The 16,667-nt window shown below is 70.2% G+C and carries 17 protein-coding genes and 1 pseudogene; 13 read left to right on the forward strand and 5 right to left on the reverse strand.

Features of this window, described 5'->3' with window-relative positions:
• Nucleotides 1–121: 121 nt before the first annotated feature.
• Both FVO59_RS16675 and FVO59_RS09570 read right to left on the reverse strand, forming a co-directional pair.
• Nucleotides 122–490: pseudogene (locus FVO59_RS16675) on the reverse strand (VanZ family protein); the annotation flags it as partial.
• Nucleotides 487–1,221, reverse strand: coding sequence for an arsenate reductase/protein-tyrosine-phosphatase family protein (locus tag FVO59_RS09570; RefSeq protein WP_182252428.1), 735 nt, complete (start codon nt 1,219–1,221; stop codon nt 487–489). The pseudogene FVO59_RS16675 and the gene FVO59_RS09570, both read right to left, overlap by 4 nt.
• Before the next feature lie 66 nt (nt 1,222–1,287).
• On the opposite strand from FVO59_RS09570, the gene coaA reads away from it, so the two are divergent.
• Entirely contained in the window at nt 1,288–2,241 is a 954-nt protein-coding gene (gene coaA, locus FVO59_RS09575) for a type I pantothenate kinase (protein WP_182256669.1), read from the forward strand.
• 15 nt (nt 2,242–2,256) lie between these two features.
• On the opposite strand, the gene FVO59_RS09580 is transcribed toward coaA, so the two are convergent.
• Nucleotides 2,257–3,285: an LCP family protein gene (locus FVO59_RS09580; RefSeq protein WP_182252429.1), complete on the reverse strand. Its 1,029-nt coding sequence runs from the start codon at nt 3,283–3,285 to the stop codon at nt 2,257–2,259.
• A 98-nt stretch (nt 3,286–3,383) separates the two neighbouring features.
• Here FVO59_RS09580 and glmS point away from each other — a divergent pair, with 98 nt between their 5' ends.
• Nucleotides 3,384–5,231, forward strand: a complete 1,848-nt coding sequence (glmS, locus tag FVO59_RS09585) for a glutamine--fructose-6-phosphate transaminase (isomerizing) (protein WP_182252430.1) — start codon at nt 3,384–3,386, stop codon at nt 5,229–5,231.
• Between the two features lie 235 nt (nt 5,232–5,466).
• Here glmS and FVO59_RS09590 read toward each other — a convergent pair whose 3' ends face one another.
• Nucleotides 5,467–6,300, reverse strand: coding sequence for a DUF559 domain-containing protein (locus FVO59_RS09590; RefSeq protein WP_182252431.1), 834 nt, complete (start codon nt 6,298–6,300; stop codon nt 5,467–5,469).
• Between the two features lie 283 nt (nt 6,301–6,583).
• On the opposite strand from FVO59_RS09590, the gene FVO59_RS09595 reads away from it, so the two are divergent.
• The 9 genes from FVO59_RS09595 to FVO59_RS09635 all read left to right on the forward strand — a co-directional run bounded on the left by FVO59_RS09595 (nt 6,584) and on the right by FVO59_RS09635 (nt 13,559).
• Entirely contained in the window at nt 6,584–6,946 is a 363-nt protein-coding gene (locus FVO59_RS09595) for a holo-ACP synthase (RefSeq protein WP_182252432.1), read from the forward strand.
• Nucleotides 6,943–8,052, forward strand: coding sequence for an alanine racemase (gene alr / locus FVO59_RS09600; RefSeq protein WP_182252433.1), 1,110 nt, complete (start codon nt 6,943–6,945; stop codon nt 8,050–8,052). The genes FVO59_RS09595 and alr overlap by 4 nt, the downstream gene beginning before the upstream one ends.
• Nucleotides 8,049–8,531 (forward strand): tRNA (adenosine(37)-N6)-threonylcarbamoyltransferase complex ATPase subunit type 1 TsaE, encoded by a 483-nt coding sequence (gene tsaE, locus FVO59_RS09605; RefSeq protein WP_182252434.1) that lies wholly within the window; start codon nt 8,049–8,051, stop codon nt 8,529–8,531. Before alr ends, tsaE begins: the two co-directional genes overlap by 4 nt.
• Nucleotides 8,532–8,668: 137 nt before the next feature.
• Entirely contained in the window at nt 8,669–9,256 is a 588-nt protein-coding gene (tsaB, locus tag FVO59_RS09610; protein ID WP_182252435.1) for a tRNA (adenosine(37)-N6)-threonylcarbamoyltransferase complex dimerization subunit type 1 TsaB, read from the forward strand.
• Entirely contained in the window at nt 9,253–9,849 is a 597-nt protein-coding gene (gene rimI, locus FVO59_RS09615) for a ribosomal protein S18-alanine N-acetyltransferase (RefSeq protein ID WP_182252436.1), read from the forward strand. Before tsaB ends, rimI begins: the two co-directional genes overlap by 4 nt.
• Nucleotides 9,846–10,913 carry a tRNA (adenosine(37)-N6)-threonylcarbamoyltransferase complex transferase subunit TsaD gene (gene tsaD / locus FVO59_RS09620; protein ID WP_182252437.1) on the forward strand — a complete coding sequence of 356 codons (1,068 nt, stop codon included), beginning with the start codon at nt 9,846–9,848 and terminating at the stop codon, nt 10,911–10,913. The genes rimI and tsaD overlap by 4 nt, the downstream gene beginning before the upstream one ends.
• Nucleotides 10,910–11,347 (forward strand): hypothetical protein, encoded by a 438-nt coding sequence (locus tag FVO59_RS09625; protein WP_182252438.1) that lies wholly within the window; start codon nt 10,910–10,912, stop codon nt 11,345–11,347. Before tsaD ends, FVO59_RS09625 begins: the two co-directional genes overlap by 4 nt.
• Nucleotides 11,348–11,350: 3 nt before the next feature.
• Complete coding sequence (locus FVO59_RS09630) at nt 11,351–12,409, forward strand: hypothetical protein (RefSeq protein ID WP_182252439.1); 1,059 nt, start codon at nt 11,351–11,353, stop codon at nt 12,407–12,409.
• Nucleotides 12,410–12,413: 4 nt separating this feature from the next.
• Nucleotides 12,414–13,559: a hypothetical protein gene (locus FVO59_RS09635; protein WP_182252440.1), complete on the forward strand. Its 1,146-nt coding sequence runs from the start codon at nt 12,414–12,416 to the stop codon at nt 13,557–13,559.
• On the opposite strand, the gene FVO59_RS09640 is transcribed toward FVO59_RS09635, so the two are convergent.
• Entirely contained in the window at nt 13,560–14,825 is a 1,266-nt protein-coding gene (locus FVO59_RS09640) for a class I SAM-dependent methyltransferase (protein WP_182252441.1), read from the reverse strand. It lies immediately after the preceding gene.
• A gap of 127 nt (nt 14,826–14,952) precedes the next feature.
• Here FVO59_RS09640 and groES point away from each other — a divergent pair, with 127 nt between their 5' ends.
• Nucleotides 14,953–15,249: a co-chaperone GroES gene (gene groES, locus FVO59_RS09645; RefSeq protein WP_099196502.1), complete on the forward strand. Its 297-nt coding sequence runs from the start codon at nt 14,953–14,955 to the stop codon at nt 15,247–15,249.
• 224 nt (nt 15,250–15,473) lie between these two features.
• Nucleotides 15,474–16,622 (forward strand): hypothetical protein, encoded by a 1,149-nt coding sequence (locus FVO59_RS09650; RefSeq protein WP_182252442.1) that lies wholly within the window; start codon nt 15,474–15,476, stop codon nt 16,620–16,622.
• The last annotated feature ends 45 nt before the right edge of the window (nt 16,623–16,667 follow it).

Genomic DNA, 16,667 nt, shown 5'->3' on the forward strand with positions numbered 1-16,667 from the left:
GGACGGCGGGGGCCGCACGCCAGCGGCGGCGCTCGCGTCGACCGAGTCCGATGATCATGCCGGCCGTCAGCGCCCCGGCCGCCGTGCCGAGAGTGTTGGCGATCACGTCGGACAGTGCCGTGACGCGGCTGGGCAGCAGCAGCTGGACGAGTTCGATGGTCGCGCTCGTCGAGCAGCCCAGCAGCACGATGGTCCAGAGGCCGGCGCCCGGCCACGACAGAGACAGCAGCAGCCCCAACGGCACGAACAGGACGATGTTCGCGACGAACTCGAAGATCGCGTAGCTGATCTCGACGGTCATCCCGGAGAGCCGGCTGACCTCGTGTGCGATCTCGAAGACGACACCGGTCACCGTCGACGCTTCAGGGGCCGGCAGCCACACGATCAGCGCGAGCGCGATCAGGTAGGGCACGAGCAGCACGCGCGCGGCGCGCGAGAGGATGAGGCGCTTCGATACGCTGCGTTCGCTCGACGGCCGCGTGGCCGTCACGGGAGCGCGGCGCGGATCACCCGCGCGGCCTCGGCGACAGCAGGCACGAGCTGCGAGGCCGACAGGTCGTACGTCGTCTGGGATCGGCGGTAAGGGTCGATGACGTCGTCGTCGTCGGGACGAGCGGCCATAAGCCCTCGTTGCCCCCCGACGAGCCGCGCGAGGGACCGCAGGCGCGCCCCCGCGTCGGAGCCGTCGGCGGCCACGCCGCCCCGCACCTCGTCGTCTCCGAGCGTGGCGGCGAGCCGGGCGAACTCCCGCACGGTGAACGTCCGATGCAGCAGAGCCGGGGCCATCTGCACCACGGCAGACCGATGCTCCCGAGCCATCGTGAGGACGAGGTCGGTCTCGGCGAGCAGCGGTTCTGTGAGCAGGCGCGCGCGATGGGCATCCGCCCCCGACGCATCCGCACCGTTCGACAGCGCCAGCTGCAGCGCCTGCGGAGTCATCGCCTCGTCGACCAGGGCATGCGTGCCCGCGCTGTGAACGCGGATCCCCGTGCCGACGAGCGCTGCACGCAGCAGCACCTCGGCCATGGGCGAGCGACAGATGTTCCCGGTGCAGACCGTCATGATCGTCCCGCCTCCGGCGGCAGACGACTCCGCGGCCAGGGCAACCGGTGCCGGAACCCCGACGGGCAGCGATGTCTCGCCCTTCAGAAGCGAGTCGCGCAGACGTCGCAGATCTGATCGGCGCAGGCGAGGAGCGCTGAAGTCATCGCGATCGGTCACCCCTTCAGCCTATGACCTCGCCCATGAGAACCGCCCCGGAGGGATGCCGACGGTGCGATCGCTACGATTGACACCGTGACCGTCGCCGATTCGACACTGCCGCTGTCTCCGTATCGTGAGATCGACCGCGCCGACTGGGCGCGCCTCGCAGCGGGGATCGATCAGCCGCTGACCGAGACGGAGGTCGTCGGCATCCGCGGCATCGGCGACCGGCTCGACATCACCGAGGTGCGCGAGGTCTACCTCCCGCTGAGCCGCCTGCTCAGTCTGTACGCCAGCTCGACCAGGGAGCTCGGAGCGGCCACCAGCGCGTTCCTACAGGAGAGCGACACGACCACCCCGTTCGTCGTCGGCGTCGCCGGCTCGGTCGCCGTGGGCAAGTCCACCATCGCGCGACTGCTGCGCGAGCTGATGAGCCGCTGGCCAGGCACCCCGCGCGTCGAGCTCGTCACCACCGACGGCTTCCTCTACCCGAACGCCGAGCTCGAACGGCGCGGGCTGATGGACCGCAAGGGCTTCCCCGAGTCGTACGACCGCCGTGCGCTCATCTCATTCCTCACCGAGGTGAAGAGCGGCGCCGCCGAGGTGCGCGCGCCCTTCTACTCCCACATGCGCTACGACATCGTCCCCGACGCGCACGTGGTCGTCCGTCGCCCCGACGTCGTCATCGTCGAGGGGCTCAACGTGCTGCAGCCGCCGCCCGCGCCGAACGACGTCGCCGTCAGCGACCTGTTCGACTTCTCGATCTTCGTCGACGCCGACACCGCGCACATCGAGCGCTGGTACATCGATCGATTCCTCGCCCTCCGGCAGGGCGCCTTCAGCAATCCGTCGTCGTACTTCAACGTGTTCGCGCACCTCACAGACGACGAGGCGGTGACGACGGCGCTGGGCTACTGGAACGAGATCAACATGCCCAACCTCGTCGAGAACGTCATGCCGACGAAGCACCGCGCCACGCTCGTGCTGCGCAAGGGCGCCGAGCATGCCGTCGAGAGCGTGCAGCTGCGCAAGGTCTGAGCAGCGGCCCGACGGTCACCTGCTCGGGTACTCCGCGGCGAACTGCGGGACGGTGTCGTTCTTCAGCGCCTCCGAGAGGGCGGCGAGGCCGTCCCAGTCGGGGCGGACGATCGACTGATCGCCCACCATGCCCGTGCCGAGTGTGGGCGAGGTGAGGAAGATGATCTCGCTCTTGTCGACTTCGCGCAGGCTGAGACCCAGCGACGCCACCGTGCCGGCGTCCAGACCCTCGTCGACGGCGAGGAAGGGGGCGAGAGCGTCGACCGAGGCGGCGATGCGCCCCGGATCGGTCAGCGTCTCCCTGCTGACCAGCTTGTCGAGCATGCCCTTGATGAACGCCTGCTGGTTGCGCACGCGCTGGTAGTCGCCGTCCTTGAACGGGTAGCGCGCCTGCACGTAGGCGAGCGCCTCCTGGCCGCGCAGGTCGATCGGGCCCTGGGGGAATTCGAAGCCCTGGTTCTTGAACGCCACGGAGTTGTTCACGGTGACCCCGTCGAGGGCCTCGCTGAGCCCCTTGAAGCCCTCGAAGTCGGTGATGGCGACGTGGTCGATGCGCACGTCGGTGATCTCCTCCAGCGTCTGCACGAGCAGCGGCGTCCCGCCGAATGCCAGCGCCGCGTTGAGCTTCGCGCCGCCGTGACCGGGGATCTGCACCCAGTTGTCGCGCATGAACGAGATCACCTGCACGCCGGATCGGTCGGCGGGGATGTGCACGAGCAGCATGCTGTCGGCGCGCTGACCGCGGATCTCCTCGACCGACCCTCCGAGGCCCTTCCTGGAGTCCGATCCGAGCAGCAGGATGTTCTTCGCATCCACGTTCTTGGTGGGCGTCGGCCGGGGCACGTCGGTGGGGAAGACCTCCGCCGACGGCAGCGTCTCCGCCTTGTCATACGACGACGACAGTCCGGCGATGTAAGTCACGCCGATGACGGCGACGGCGACGAGCACGCCGACCAGGCCGAACACGATGCCCCAGATCCACCGACGAGCACGCCGCGAGCGGCCGTTTCGGCGCGCGTCCGCGACAGGGTCAGAAGTTGCCATACACAGATCATCGCGGATCCGGCTGTGAACCGCCCCCGCAGAGGGGGCATCGGGTTCGTTCGGAACCCTCGCAAAACCCGCCGCTTATCCTGGGGATCATGTGTGGAATCGTCGGATACGTGGGCCCGCGGCCCAGCCAGGACATCCTTCTCGCAGGCCTCGCCCGCCTCGAGTACCGCGGGTACGACTCGGCCGGCATCGCTGTGATCGATGAGCAGGGCGACCTGGGCATGCGCAAGAAGGCCGGCAAGCTCGCCGTGCTGCGCGACTCGCTCGCCGACCACGCGCTCGGCGACGGCACCACCGGCATCGGGCACACCAGGTGGGCGACCCACGGCGGCCCCACCGACGTGAACGCGCACCCGCACCTGGCCGACGACGACAGGCTCGCCGTCATCCACAACGGCATCATCGAGAACTTCAGCGTGCTGCGCGACGAGCTCGTCGCCGAGGGGGTCACCTTCCGCAGCGAGACCGACACCGAGGTGGCCGCGGCGCTGCTGGGGCGCGAGTACCGGGCATCCGGAGATCTCGCCTCAGCCTTCCGCGCCGTCGTCAACCGCCTCGAGGGCGCCTTCACGCTGCTCGCCATGCACCAGGACCAGCCGGGGGTCGTCGTCGGCGCGCGACGCAACTCGCCGCTCGTGATCGGCCTTGGCGAGGGCGAGAACTTCCTCGGTTCCGACGTCGCGGCCTTCGTGGAGCACACCCGCAAGGCGCTGGCGATCGGCCAGGACCAGATGGTGTCGATCACTCCAGACGAGGTCGTGGTCACCGACTTCGACGGCAACCCTGTCGAGGCGCAGCCTTTCGAGGTCTCGTGGGATGCCGCAGCGGCCGAGAAGGGCGGATGGCCCTCGTTCATGGCCAAGGAGGTCGCGGAGCAGCCCGAGGCGGTCGCCAACACGATCCGCGGACGCGTGCAGGGCGACGAGGTCGTCATCCCCGAGCTCGACGGGCTCGACGAGCTGTTCATGGGCATCGATCGCGTCATCATCACCGCCTGCGGCACGGCGTCGTACGCGGCGCTGGTCGGCAAGTACGCCCTCGAGCAGTGGGCCCGCGTCCCGGTCGATGTGGAGCTCGCGCACGAGTTCCGCTACCGCGACCCGGTGATCGGCGACCGCACCCTGGTCATCTCGATCAGCCAGTCCGGCGAGACCATGGACACCCTGATGGCCGTGAAGTACGCCCGCGAGCGCGGTGCGCGAACACTGTCGATCTGCAACACCCAGGGCGCGACCATTCCGCGCGAGTCGGATGCCGTCGTCTACACCCACGCCGGCCCCGAGGTCGCCGTCGCGTCGACCAAGGCGTTCTCGGCGCAGATCACCGCCCTGCTGCTGCTCGGCCTGCACATGGGCCGTGTGCGGGGCACCCTGGCATCCGGAGCCGCCGCCGACGTGGCGGAGCTGCAGGCGCTGCCCGAGAAGATCGCCGCGGTGCTCGCCGACGAAGAGGAGCACGTCTCGCAGCTGGCCGGCTGGATGGCCGACACCCGCTCGGTGCTGTTCCTCGGCCGCCACGTGGGCTACCCGATCGCGCTCGAGGGCGCGCTCAAGCTCAAGGAGATCTCGTACATCCACGCCGAGGGCTTCGCAGCCGGAGAGCTCAAGCACGGCCCGATCGCGCTGATCGAGCCCGGCCAGCCCGTCTTCGTGCTCGTGCCGTCGCCGCGCCACTCTGCGCTGGTGCACTCGAAGGTGGTGTCGAACATCCAGGAGATCCGCGCCCGCGGCGCTCGCGTGATCGTGATCGCGGAGGAGGGCGACGCCGCCGTGCTGCCCTTCGCCGACGAGGTCATCCGCATCCCGCTCGCGGGGGCCATGTTCGAGCCGGTGCTCGCCGTGGTTCCGCTGCAGATCTTCGCCATGGCGCTGGCCACGGCGAAGGGCCTCGACGTCGACCAGCCGCGCAACCTCGCCAAGTCCGTCACGGTCGAGTGAGCTGACGGCCCCGACGCGTCGGGGCCGCCCTTCTTGAGGTCGGGCCCGCCGGATGTCGGCAGGCCTTACGGATGTCGGCAGGAATCGGCCGATCCCGCCGACATCCGTCATTTCTGCCGACATGTGAGCGCGTGGTGCAGGCGGGCGTGCGGGCGGGTGGGCAGGCGGGGGGGTGGGCGCGAAGCCGCCTCGGGCAGGCGGGTGGTGGGCGCGAAGCCGCCTCGAGCAGCGAAGTTCAGTCGCCGATGCGGCCCATCGCCGCGAGGATCGCAGGCACGACCATGTTCCACTGGTGCACCACGAGCGCGTAGTCGAAGCGCAGCGTCTCGAAGCCCAGGGCGGACGCCGCCGCATCGCGCACGAGGTCGTTGTGACGTCGTTCGGCGCCGTGGTGGTTCTGGCGGCCGTCGACCTCGAGGATGAGCCGGCTCCCCACGACGAAATCCACCCGGCCGACTCCCTCGATCGCCACCTGGCAGTCGAGACGGATGCCGAGAAGGTGCAGGCGGAAGCGAAGCAGCGACTCCAGCCCGCTCTGGGCGTCGGATCGCGCGAGCTGCAGCATCCACTGGGCCGCGGCCGGCAGCTCCGCGGCGATGCGGCGGCGGTCGGATGCCGAGAGCAGGCGGCGGTTCCAGGCCGACTCATAGGCGGCGAAGAACTCCTCGGCGGGGAGGCAGCGGTAGGCATGGATCAGCGCCGTCGCCGCCGAGGCGCATCCGACCCGCGCCATGCCGGGCGAGTGGTGCGCGGTGCACTCGCAGCCGGGGTGAGTGTGACGCCGGCCGGCGCGGCCCAGCCAGACGTGCACGCGGTCGTTGGAGCCGGAGAGCGTCCACACTCCGCGGGCACGGAGCGCATCGGCGCACGTGAGCTCGCCTCCGTGCGCCGCGGCGGCGACCACTTTCGGGTCGGCAGTCGGCAGGGCGAACACCCCGGGGCGGACGCGGCGGATCCTGCCGTGGTTCACGGCATCCGCGAGAACATGCCGACTGCATCCGTACTCCTGCAGCTGCACACCGCGGGCGATGCCGCCGAAGCGGGCGAGAAGGTCAGCGGGAGCGAGCACTCCTCGAGCATCGTCGGACAGGGGCGTCAGCGGGTTGAGGCAGAGGAGATTGTGGATGGATCGGCCGAGTCGGCCGTCTGTGCAGAAAGAGTGGGAAGGCCTCGCGGCGGACGAATGTCGGCGGGATGTACGGATGTCGGCGCGAATGGGCGGTCTCCGCCTGCATCCGTGGTCTGCGCCGACATGTGTGCGGCGGGCGGGCGGGCGGCAGGAGACGGCGAGGCGGGCGGGCAGGAGGCGGTAGGGCGGGGGAGGGCCGGATGCCGCCGAGTAGGCTGAACGGGTGATCATGGGCACCGGCATCGACCTCGTCGACATCGCGCGGTTCGAGCGCTCGGTCACCCGCACCCCTCGCCTGCTGCCCCGGCTGTTCACCGAATCGGAGCAGCGGCTGAAGCTGCGCTCGCTGGCCGCGCGCTACGCGGCGAAGGAGGCGCTGATCAAGGCGCTCGGCGGCAGCGACGGCGTCTACTGGACCGAGATCGAGATCGGCGCCGAGCCGTCGGGCAAACCGCACTTCGTGCTCAGTGGCTCGACCGCGGCGGTCGTCGCAGAGCGCGGCATCACCGCGCTGCACCTGAGCATGACGCACGACGCCGGCCTCGCCGTCGCGTACGTGATCGCCGAGAGGACGGATGCCCTGTGACCCGCACCTTCCCGTTTCGCGAGGCGTCGATCGACCTCGGGGCGATCGCGCACAACGTCGCGAGGTTCCGCGCGCTCACGGGCGTCGAGGTGATCGGCGTCGTCAAGGCGAACGCATACGGACACGGCGCTCCCGAAGTCGCCACGGCGGCGCTCGCCGGAGGCGCCACCCGTCTCGGAACGGCAACGCTCGAGGAGGCGCTGGCGCTTCGCAAGGCGGGCATCACCGCACCGCTCATGGCCTGGCTGCACGCCCCCGACCGCCGGTTCGACGACGCTGTCGACGCGGGCATCGAGATCGGCATCTCCTCGTACGAGCAGCTGCTCTCGGCATCCGCCGCCGCGCAGCCGCCGGCATCCGTCCACCTCAAGGTCGACACGGGCCTCTCCCGCAACGGCATCGCGACAGACGATCTCGACCGCGTCTTCGCCGAGGCGGCCCGCCTCGAGCGGATCGGCCGCATCCGCGTGCTCAGCATCTTCAGCCACCTCTCCGGAGCGAGCGCCGGCGACGACCGCGCCCAGCTCGCCAGGTACGAGCAGATCGTCGCCCAGGCCGGGTCGCACGGCATCCGCCCCGAGTTCCGGCACCTCGCCGCGACGGCCGGCGCGATCGACATCCCCGAGGCGCGGCTCGACGCGGTCCGCGTCGGCATCGGGATGTACGGTCTCTCGCCCTTCGCCGACCGCACCTCCGCCGATCTCGGACTGCGCCCCGCGATGCGACTGCGCGCGTCGGTCGCGGCTGTGCGCCACGTGCCCGCCGGCGCCGGGGTCTCGTACGACTACGCCTACCGCTGCGAGAACGAGACGACGCTCGCCCTCGTGCCCCTCGGCTACGCCGACGGGGTTCCCCGCCAGGCATCCGACCGCGGCCCGGTGATGATCAACGGGCGCCGGTACACCGTCTCGGGTCGCATCGCCATGGACCAGTTCGTGGTGGACGTCGGCGACGACGAGGTGCGCCCGGGCGACGAGGTGGTGCTGTTCGGCGATCCGGCCGTCGGGCTGCCGAGCGCGACCGACTGGGCGGATGCCGCAGGCACCATCAACTACGAGATCGTGACCCGCATCGGTGCGCGGGTTCCGCGGAGCGCGCACTCATGAGCGTCGATCCCGCCTTCCTCGGGCGCGTCGAGATCCGCACCGCGGATGCCATGGAGAACCTCGGCCTGCGCATCGGCGAGCAGATGCAGCCCGGCGACCTGCTGATCCTCACCGGACCCCTCGGTGCCGGAAAGACGACCTTCACCCGCGGACTCGCCGAGGGCCTCGGCGTGCGCGGTCCCGTGCAGAGCCCCACATTCGTCATCGCCCGCACCCACCCGTCGCTGGTCGGGGGAGCGCCGCTCGTGCACGTCGACGCGTACCGGCTCGGATCGGCAGCCGAGCTCGACGACCTCGACATCGACTTCGCCCGCTCGGTCGTCGTGATCGAGTGGGGCCGGCCGATGGCCTCCGCCGTCGCAGACTCGTGGTGGGACATCGAGCTCGAGCGTCCCGTCGGGGGCGACGACGACCTCGGCGACGAGGACCTCGATGCCGATGCTCCTCGCTTCGTGACGATCCGACGCATCGAGGGCTGAGCGCGTCGACTCGCTCGCCACAGGCGATCGAGCGCACGCAGGACGATCTGCGCGATCTCGTCCTGTTCTCGCGTGTTCGCCTGTTCTCCGTGAGTGCGCCTGGGCTCGCGGGCGGCGACGCGGACTAACCTGGGAGGGTGATCCTCGCCGTCGACACCTCGCTCGGAACGGCCGTCGCCGTCATCGACGCCGACGGGCGCACCGTCGCCGAGGCCAGCACCCCCGACCCGCTCGGTCACGCCGAGGTCATCGGCGATCTGCTCTCGCGAGTCGTCCGCCCCGGGATCACGCACGTCGTGGCGGGCATGGGACCAGGGCCCTTCACAGGGCTGCGCATCGGGATCGCGGCGGCTCGCGCGTTCGCGTTCGGCCGAGGCGTCCCGCTCGTCCCGGTCCCCAGCCACTTCGCGATCGCGCTCGACGCGCCCGACGAAGGGCCGTTCGCCGTCGTCACCGACGCGCGGCGGCGGGAGATCGCCGTGAGCGTCTTCGACGGAGCGGATGCCGACGGCATCCCGAACCTGATCACGCCGACCCGACTCGAGAAGAGGGGCGTCGAGCTCGACGAGCCGGCGCACGAGGCCACAGAGCTGTCGGCCGCGGCGCTCGCCCGCGTCGGCGCGAGGGCGATCGCGAGCGGCCGTGTGCTCGCCGACGTCGAACCGCTCTACCTGCGCTCGCCCGACGTGGTGCAGCCGGGTGCGCCGAAGCGGGTCGGCTCATGACGCTTCGCACGGCGACCCTCGACGACCTCGCCGCGATCATGGAGCTCGAGCGGCGCAGCTTCCCCTCGGACGCGTGGAGCGAGCAGACGATGGGCACCGAGATCGCCAGTCTGCACAATGTGTACCTCGTCGACCTCGAGGGCGACCGCGTCGTGGGGTACGGCGGGGTGCGCGCTCTGCGCGGATCGGCCGATTCCGACATCCAGACCATCGCGCTCGACGCAGCCCAGCGGGGGCGCGGGCGGGGGCGGGCGCTCCTGCGCGCCCTGATCGCGGTCGCCGTCGAGCGCGGCGCGCGGGAGCTGTTCCTCGACGTGCGCGACGACAACGCCGTCGCGCAGGCGCTCTACAGCTCGGAGGGCTTCTCCGAGCTCGGCCGTAGGCCCGGCTACTATCAGCCGGGCAATGTGGATGCCGTCGTCATGCGTCTCGACCTGCGGTCGTGGGCCCCGGGGGCTGCGTCCGAGACGAAGGAGAGCACGCGAAACGCAGGAGCGGATGCCCGGTCGGGTCCTGCGATCCAGGTGGACTCCGGCACCCCGAGCGACACGGATGCCGCAGAACCGGATGCCGCAGAGGAGACGAACGCATGACCGGCCCCCTGGTGCTCGGGATCGAGACGAGCTGCGACGAGACCGGCATCGGCATCGTCCGCGGTCGGCAGCTGCTGTCGAACACGATCGCCTCGAGCATGGACGAGCACGCCCGCTACGGCGGCGTCGTGCCCGAGGTCGCGGCGCGTGCCCACCTCGAGGCGCTGCAGCCGTCGATCGACCGCGCACTCGCCGAGGCGCAGGTGACGCTGGAGGAACTCGATGCGATCGCGGTGACCAGCGGCCCCGGCCTCGCAGGAGCGCTCATGGTCGGAGTCGGCGCAGCCAAGGGCCTCGCGGTCTCGCTCGGCAAGCCGCTCTATGCGGTGAATCACCTCGTCGGGCACATCGCCGCCGACATCCTCACCTCCGACGACCGCTCCACGGCCCCGCTCGAGTACCCGACGATCGCGCTTCTCGTCTCGGGCGGGCACACCTCTCTGCTGCACGTGCGCGACCTCACCACCGATGTCGAGCTGCTCGGCGAGACGGTCGACGACGCGGCGGGCGAGGCGTTCGACAAGGTCGCACGGCTGCTGGGCCTGCCGTATCCGGGCGGACCGCAGATCGACATGGCCGCCGCCGAGGGCGACCCGAAGGCGATCCGCTTCCCGCGGGGTCTGTCGAAGGCATCCGACATGGCCACGCATCGCTACGACTTCTCGTTCTCTGGTCTGAAGACGGCCGTCGCCCGCTGGGTCGAGCGCGCCGAGGCCGCCGGCGAGCAGGTTCCGGTCGCCGACGTCGCCGCGAGCTTCCGCGAGGCCGTGATCGACGTGCTGGTCACCAAGGCGCTCGCCGCGTGCGAAGACCGGGGTGTGCCGCGACTGCTGCTCGGCGGCGGTGTGATCGCCAACCGGCGCCTGCGCGAGGTGGCGCTCGAGCGGGCGGCGGCGGCAGGTGTCGCCGTGCGCATCCCGCCGCTGTCCCTCTGCACCGACAACGGCGCGATGATAGCCGGTCTCGCCGCCGAGCTGATCGCGGCCGGACGCGGCCCGTCGACCCTCGCCTTCGGAGCGGATTCGACGCTGCCGGTGACCGAGATCCAGGTGGAGCCGGCATGAGCGACCCGCGCATCGAGCAGCCCACCCCCGAAGTCGAGAAGCCCGGCGGCGACGCGGCGCTGCCCGGTGCGTCGAGGGGGTACGGCAAGCTGCCCACCGCGCCGGTGCCCGTCGAGCAGGCCGCGGCGGTGCATCCGGAAGCCGACGAGCAGCCGGCGGAGTGGGAGCCGTCGACCGGCGGCCTGCCCGTCGACGACGCCAGGCTCGCGCCGTGGGCGCTCGTCGCGGCGGTGGTCGCGCTGGCGACGTCGATGTTCGTCGGATGGGGGATCCCCGTCGCCATTATCGCCGTGATCGCCGCGATCATGTCGCTGCGGCGGCCGATCGAGAACCGCTCGGTGGCGGTCTGGGCGCTCGTGCTCGGACTGTGCGCGACGCTGTTCAGCGCCGGATGGCTGCTGTGGGCCGCGATGCAGCTCGAGAGTCTGGGGTGAGGGATGCTGAACGAGGCGGAGAGCTCACGACGACGTGAGCTGCAGCGCCGGGCGTACGCCGCCGGCGGGGGAGTGAGCGAGGCGGAGCTCGCGGAACTGCGGGATCTGGATGCCCGTGCGGCTCCGATCGTCGAACCAGAAGAGCAGGCTCCCTCGGTGGCTTCCGAGCCGGCGGACCCGTCTTCGACTCCGGAGCCAGTTGCGAGGGGCGGGGACGAAGGGCACCCTCCGTCCCGCGTCGGCGATGCGGTACCCGAGGAGGACGAGGCGCGCGAGGAGGCGTCCGACGATGCCGAGGAGCACGTCGCACCTGACGGGCGCAGGCGCCCGCGCGTCCCGATCCTCGTCCTCTCCACGCTCGTTGCGCTCGTGCTCGGCTTCGCAGGTGCATGGATGCTGCTCAATCGCGCCGACACTCCGACCATGACGGCCGATCAGGCGAGCGCGATGGCCGAGATCGAGAAGACCGCTCGGTTCGATCCCGGGTCGATCGTCTACCTCGGCGAGAAGTACGACGCGTCGGTGTGGCGCGCGACCTCAGACGACGGAGCGAAGGTCTGTGTGGCGATCCACGTCGCCGACCGGAACGAGTACCAGTGCACCACCCCGCCGGAGGACGCCGACGACAGCCCGTTCAGCGAGCCCGTCGGCGTCTCCCTCAGTCAGGTCGACGGCGAGAAGCAGTGGTCGTACTGGGCGACCCTCGTCAGCGACATCACAGAGCGGGAGGTGCTCGTCATCCAGCGCTACGACATGTCGGCAGGGTTCGACTGGCGGTCGCAGTTCACCGAGGGCGAGCTGGAGCAGATCGAGAAGCTCACCGCGCAGGGGGTGGCACCCGAGTATCTGCAGGTCGTCGGCTACGACGCAGACGTGCCGGTCTTCATCTCGCAGGCCGGGCGGCCCTGTGTGTACGTCGTCGACCCGACGAGCGACGCCGCTGTCGAATCGTGCGAGCCCGACGACGGCGTCTACATCCTGAGCGTCGGCAGCACGACGTACGAGGTGCGCGAGACGCCCTCGCGGGGCCCGATGCTCACCGTCGTGCGAACCGGCGGCTGAGAGGATGCCTGACCGCGCGCGCGACGACCGCCGCCGAGAGCTCCAGCGGCGTGCCTTCTCGCCCGGCGGCGGTCTGACGGAGTCCGAGGCCTCGGAGCTTCGGGTGCTGAGTGCGCCGCTCGCAGATCCGGAACCGGCGGATCCGGAACCGGGGGAGCAGGAGCCGCCGGCAGCGCAGGAGCCGCTGGCGGCGCCCGTCGGCGGGAGCGACGCCCTGCGATCGGAGGGGGAGGCGGAGCGCCGCTCGGATCTCGCGGGACCGGGCGAAGACGAGGCGACCGCTCCTGGACACGATGCGACCGCTCCTGGACGCGATGCGACGGCTCCTGGACGACACAGGCCGCGTCCAGGCATCCCGATCCTGCTCCTCGCCGCCGTCGTCGCGGTGCTTCTCGGCCTCGGCGTCGGCTGGCTGGCCTTCGGGCGAGCCGGAGGCGGGCCGGGCATGACGGGCGCGCAGCGCGAGACGCTGGTGCAGCTCGACTCGTCGGGGGAGTTCGACGCCGGCTCGGTCGCGCTGGTCGGCACGAAGCACGGCGCGGAGGCATGGCATGCCACGAAGGGCGCAGGCGAGAGCGAGTGCCTCGTGCTGATCGCCGAAGAGGAGCGCCAGACCGCATGCGCCGAGGCCGGGCAGCCGAACAGCTTCGGCCTGCAGGCCAACCTCGGCCTGCGGGCCGACGGCGAGCACGTCATGATCTGGGCGGTGCTGCTCGAGGACACCGACGGCGAACGCGTGGCGATCATCCAACGTGAGATCGCCTCGGGCGAGAGGTACGACTGGAGGTCGCAGTACTCGGGACGCGACCTCGAGATCGCCGAGTTCCTCGACTCGAGCGGCTACCGGGGCGATGCGCTGCAGTTGATCGGCTACGACGACACGCTGCCCATCTGGATGACGCTCGAGCCCGGTGAGCTCTGCATGCTCGTCGCCGAGCCCGACGCCCTGATCGCCGAGGGCTGCGCTTCTCTCGACCCGTCGGCCGGCGGGCGCCTCGATCTCGGCACCGACAGGGCCGTGTACCAGCTGAACCTGTCGGAGAACATGGATCCGGTGCTGACGATCATCCGCACCCCGGACTCGATCGTCTGCGACACCGACTCCGGATACTGCGGCGTCGACGACAGGACCGGCGAAACCAGCGGCTGATCAGACCCGGTCGGCGAGGATCGCCACCCGTCCGCCTGGGGTGCGGGTGAGGATCAGCGTCGCCGCCTTCGCCCCCTTCAGGCTCAGCTTCCTGCGGAACGCCGCGGGATCGATGTCCATGCCGCGCTTCTTGATCTCGATCCGCCCGATGTCGTTCGCGCGCAGCGCCTGATTGATCGTCTTCACGTGCGCGGGCATCGTCTCGCGCACCCGGAACGACTGCACGAACGGACTGGTCAGCGCTGCGTCGCCGGTGAGGTACGCGATCTGATCGTCGACCATGCCCGCCTCCAGTGACCTGGCCACCTCGCCGATCAGCCTGGCGCGGATCACCGCACCGTCGGGCTCGTGCAGAAAGGCGCCGAGGGCACGCACCGGCTCGTCGTCGGCATCGGCCGCCGCCGTGATCTCGTGCGCCTCGCCGCCCTGCAGCACCAGTGCCGAGCGACGGATGCCCTGTCGCGCCAGCTCCCCGCTCCAGAGCACCAGCTCGACCACGCTGCCATCGGCGCTCACCCACTGGGCCTCGACATCCTCGGGGATGAGATCGCGGTCGAGACCAGGGCCGAGCTTGATGCCGGTGGGTTGACGGCGCGCGACCTCGAAGCACCAGTCCAGCGACGGCGACCAGTCGGCGGCCGAGGTGCGGGTCGTCTCGCTGTGCCCGGCGGTGCGCCTGGCGGGATCCAGCCAGACCGCCGAGAGCCCGCCGCGGAGCTGTGCGCTCGGCGCGGAGGAATCCGTGGAATCCGTCGGCGGCAGGTGCGCATCTCCGATGCGGGCGCTCACCTCGGGGACCGACGTCTCGGCGGTTCCCTGACGCACGGTGGCGTCGGGGAACGGCGCCAGGTTGTACGCGGCGATCGCCGCTGTCACCTCGTCGGCGTCCACCGCCTCGACCACGAGCCCTGCACCGGCGAAGGCGAGGCTGTCGCCGCCGATGCCGCAGCCGAGGTCGGCGACGCTGGTGAGCCCGGCACGGCGCAGCCGCACGGCATGCAGGGTGGCGACGCTGAGGCGCGTCGCCTGCTCGAGACCGGCGCGGGTGAAGAGCATCCGGTCGGCGAACTCGCCGAACTTCGCCCGCGCCTTCACCCGCAGGTGCGCCTGCCCGACCACGGCCGAGACGAGGTCGGGGGAGTGCCCGGCGGCGCGCAGCCTGGACACCGATCGCGCGACGTCGGCCGACGATTCGACCGCCCCGACCTCGTCGAGCAGCGCGAGTCCTTCGCGCGTGAGCAGCGCCTTCAGCTCAGACATCTCCACACCGAGAGCCTACGGGCTGGCACTCGCATTGCATGAGTGCCAACGGTCGGCATACACTGGAGTTAGCACCCTCACCACGAGAGTGCTAACAGTCTTCTGATCTCAAGCACGAAAGAAGAGGTACACCGTGTCGGTTTCCATCAAGCCGCTCGAGGACCGCATCGTCATCCAGCAGGTCGAGGCAGAGCAGACCACCGCAAGCGGTCTGGTCATCCCCGACACCGCGAAGGAGAAGCCCCAGGAGGGCCAGGTCGTGGCAGTGGGCCCCGGCCGCATCGACGACAACGGCAACCGCGTTCCGCTCGACGTCGCCGTGGGCGACCGCGTGCTCTACAGCAAGTACGGCGGCACCGAGGTGAAGTTCGGCGCTGACGAGTACCTCGTGCTGTCGGCTCGCGACGTGCTCGCCGTCGTCGTCCGCTGACGCGGTTCGACAACAGCTCTCAGAGGGCCCGGATGCCATGGCATCCGGGCCCTCTGCCGTACCCCGCGGCGCCTTCGGATGCCCCTATCCGTCCCCCGGAGGAGCCCCCCGATGCCCCCGTTCGATCCCCGAAGCGCTCGGGCTGTCCCCCGATGCCGCGGCGCGGCTGCAGACGCACACTCGTATCAAGCGCCACGTGGCACTCACGAACAAGGGGATCGATCATGGCTTTGGAAGACAACGTCAACGTTCTGGGAACCCAGTGGAATCTGGGGATCGCGCACTCGGGCAACCAGACCGACAACTCCGACAACTCGGACAACTCGACGACGGACAACTCCGACAACAACTCGTTCAATGATGAGCAGTCGAACAACGAGAACTCGCTCAACGACTTCTCGGACAACAACTCGAACAACGGCAACGTCGACGACTCGCACAACGACTACTCGGATCACGACTCGAACAACGACGACTCGTACAACGACAACTCCGACAACGAGTCCTACAACGACATCCAGTCGTACAACACGGATTCGCTGAACGACAACTCCGTGAACGCGGGCATCCGGCAGTACAACAGCGGCTTCAACGACCTCAACCTCGACTTCGGAGGTGCAGCCGGGGGCATGGCGGCGATGAAGGGGATGGGCGGTGACGTCGACATCGACATCGATGCACGCTCGACGGTCAACGATCAGTCCGTCAACCAGAACATCACCGCCTCGTCGGGCAGCGGCGGCGCGGCCATCGCCGTCGGAGGAGACGCCGACGGAGGCTGGGGCGGGCCGGCGTTCTCGGGCGCGGGCGGCGGCGACACCGGTGCCGGCGGTGCCGGTGGGAGCGGCACCGGAGGCGACGGCGGCATGGGCGTGCTCGGTGACGGCGGTGCAGGCGGAGCGGCCACCGGCGGCGCGGGCGGCGCGACCGGCGCGGGCGGCGCAGCGGGTTCGCTCGCGGACGGCGGCGGCGCGAACGGCGGCGCCGGCGGGGCTGCGGGAGCGACGGGCGGAGATGCGGACGGCGGCAACGTCAGCCAGTACTTCGGTCAGAGCAGCAACATCGCATCGGGTGACCACTCGGTCGCGGCCGGCGACGACGTGACGATCCACAACATCGACACCGACATCGACATGGGCGACATCTCGATCGGGAACACCTGGAACACCGACTCGTTCAACGACGACTTCTCCGACAACTGGTCGATCAACGACTCGTTCCAGGACAACTCGATGACCGACAACTCCGACAACTGGTCGGTGGACGACTCTTTCCAGGACAACTCGGAGAGCACCGATCTCGACATCGACGTCGATGTGGACAACTCGAACGTCGGCAGCCCGTTCGGAGACGCGAACGAGGTCGACTTCTGAGCGACAGACGCGTCGCACGACCTGCCCGGCCGTCCTCTGGTGGAC

The sequence above is a fragment of the Microbacterium esteraromaticum genome (assembly GCF_014084045.1).
GTDB lineage: Bacteria > Actinomycetota > Actinomycetes > Actinomycetales > Microbacteriaceae > Microbacterium > Microbacterium esteraromaticum_D.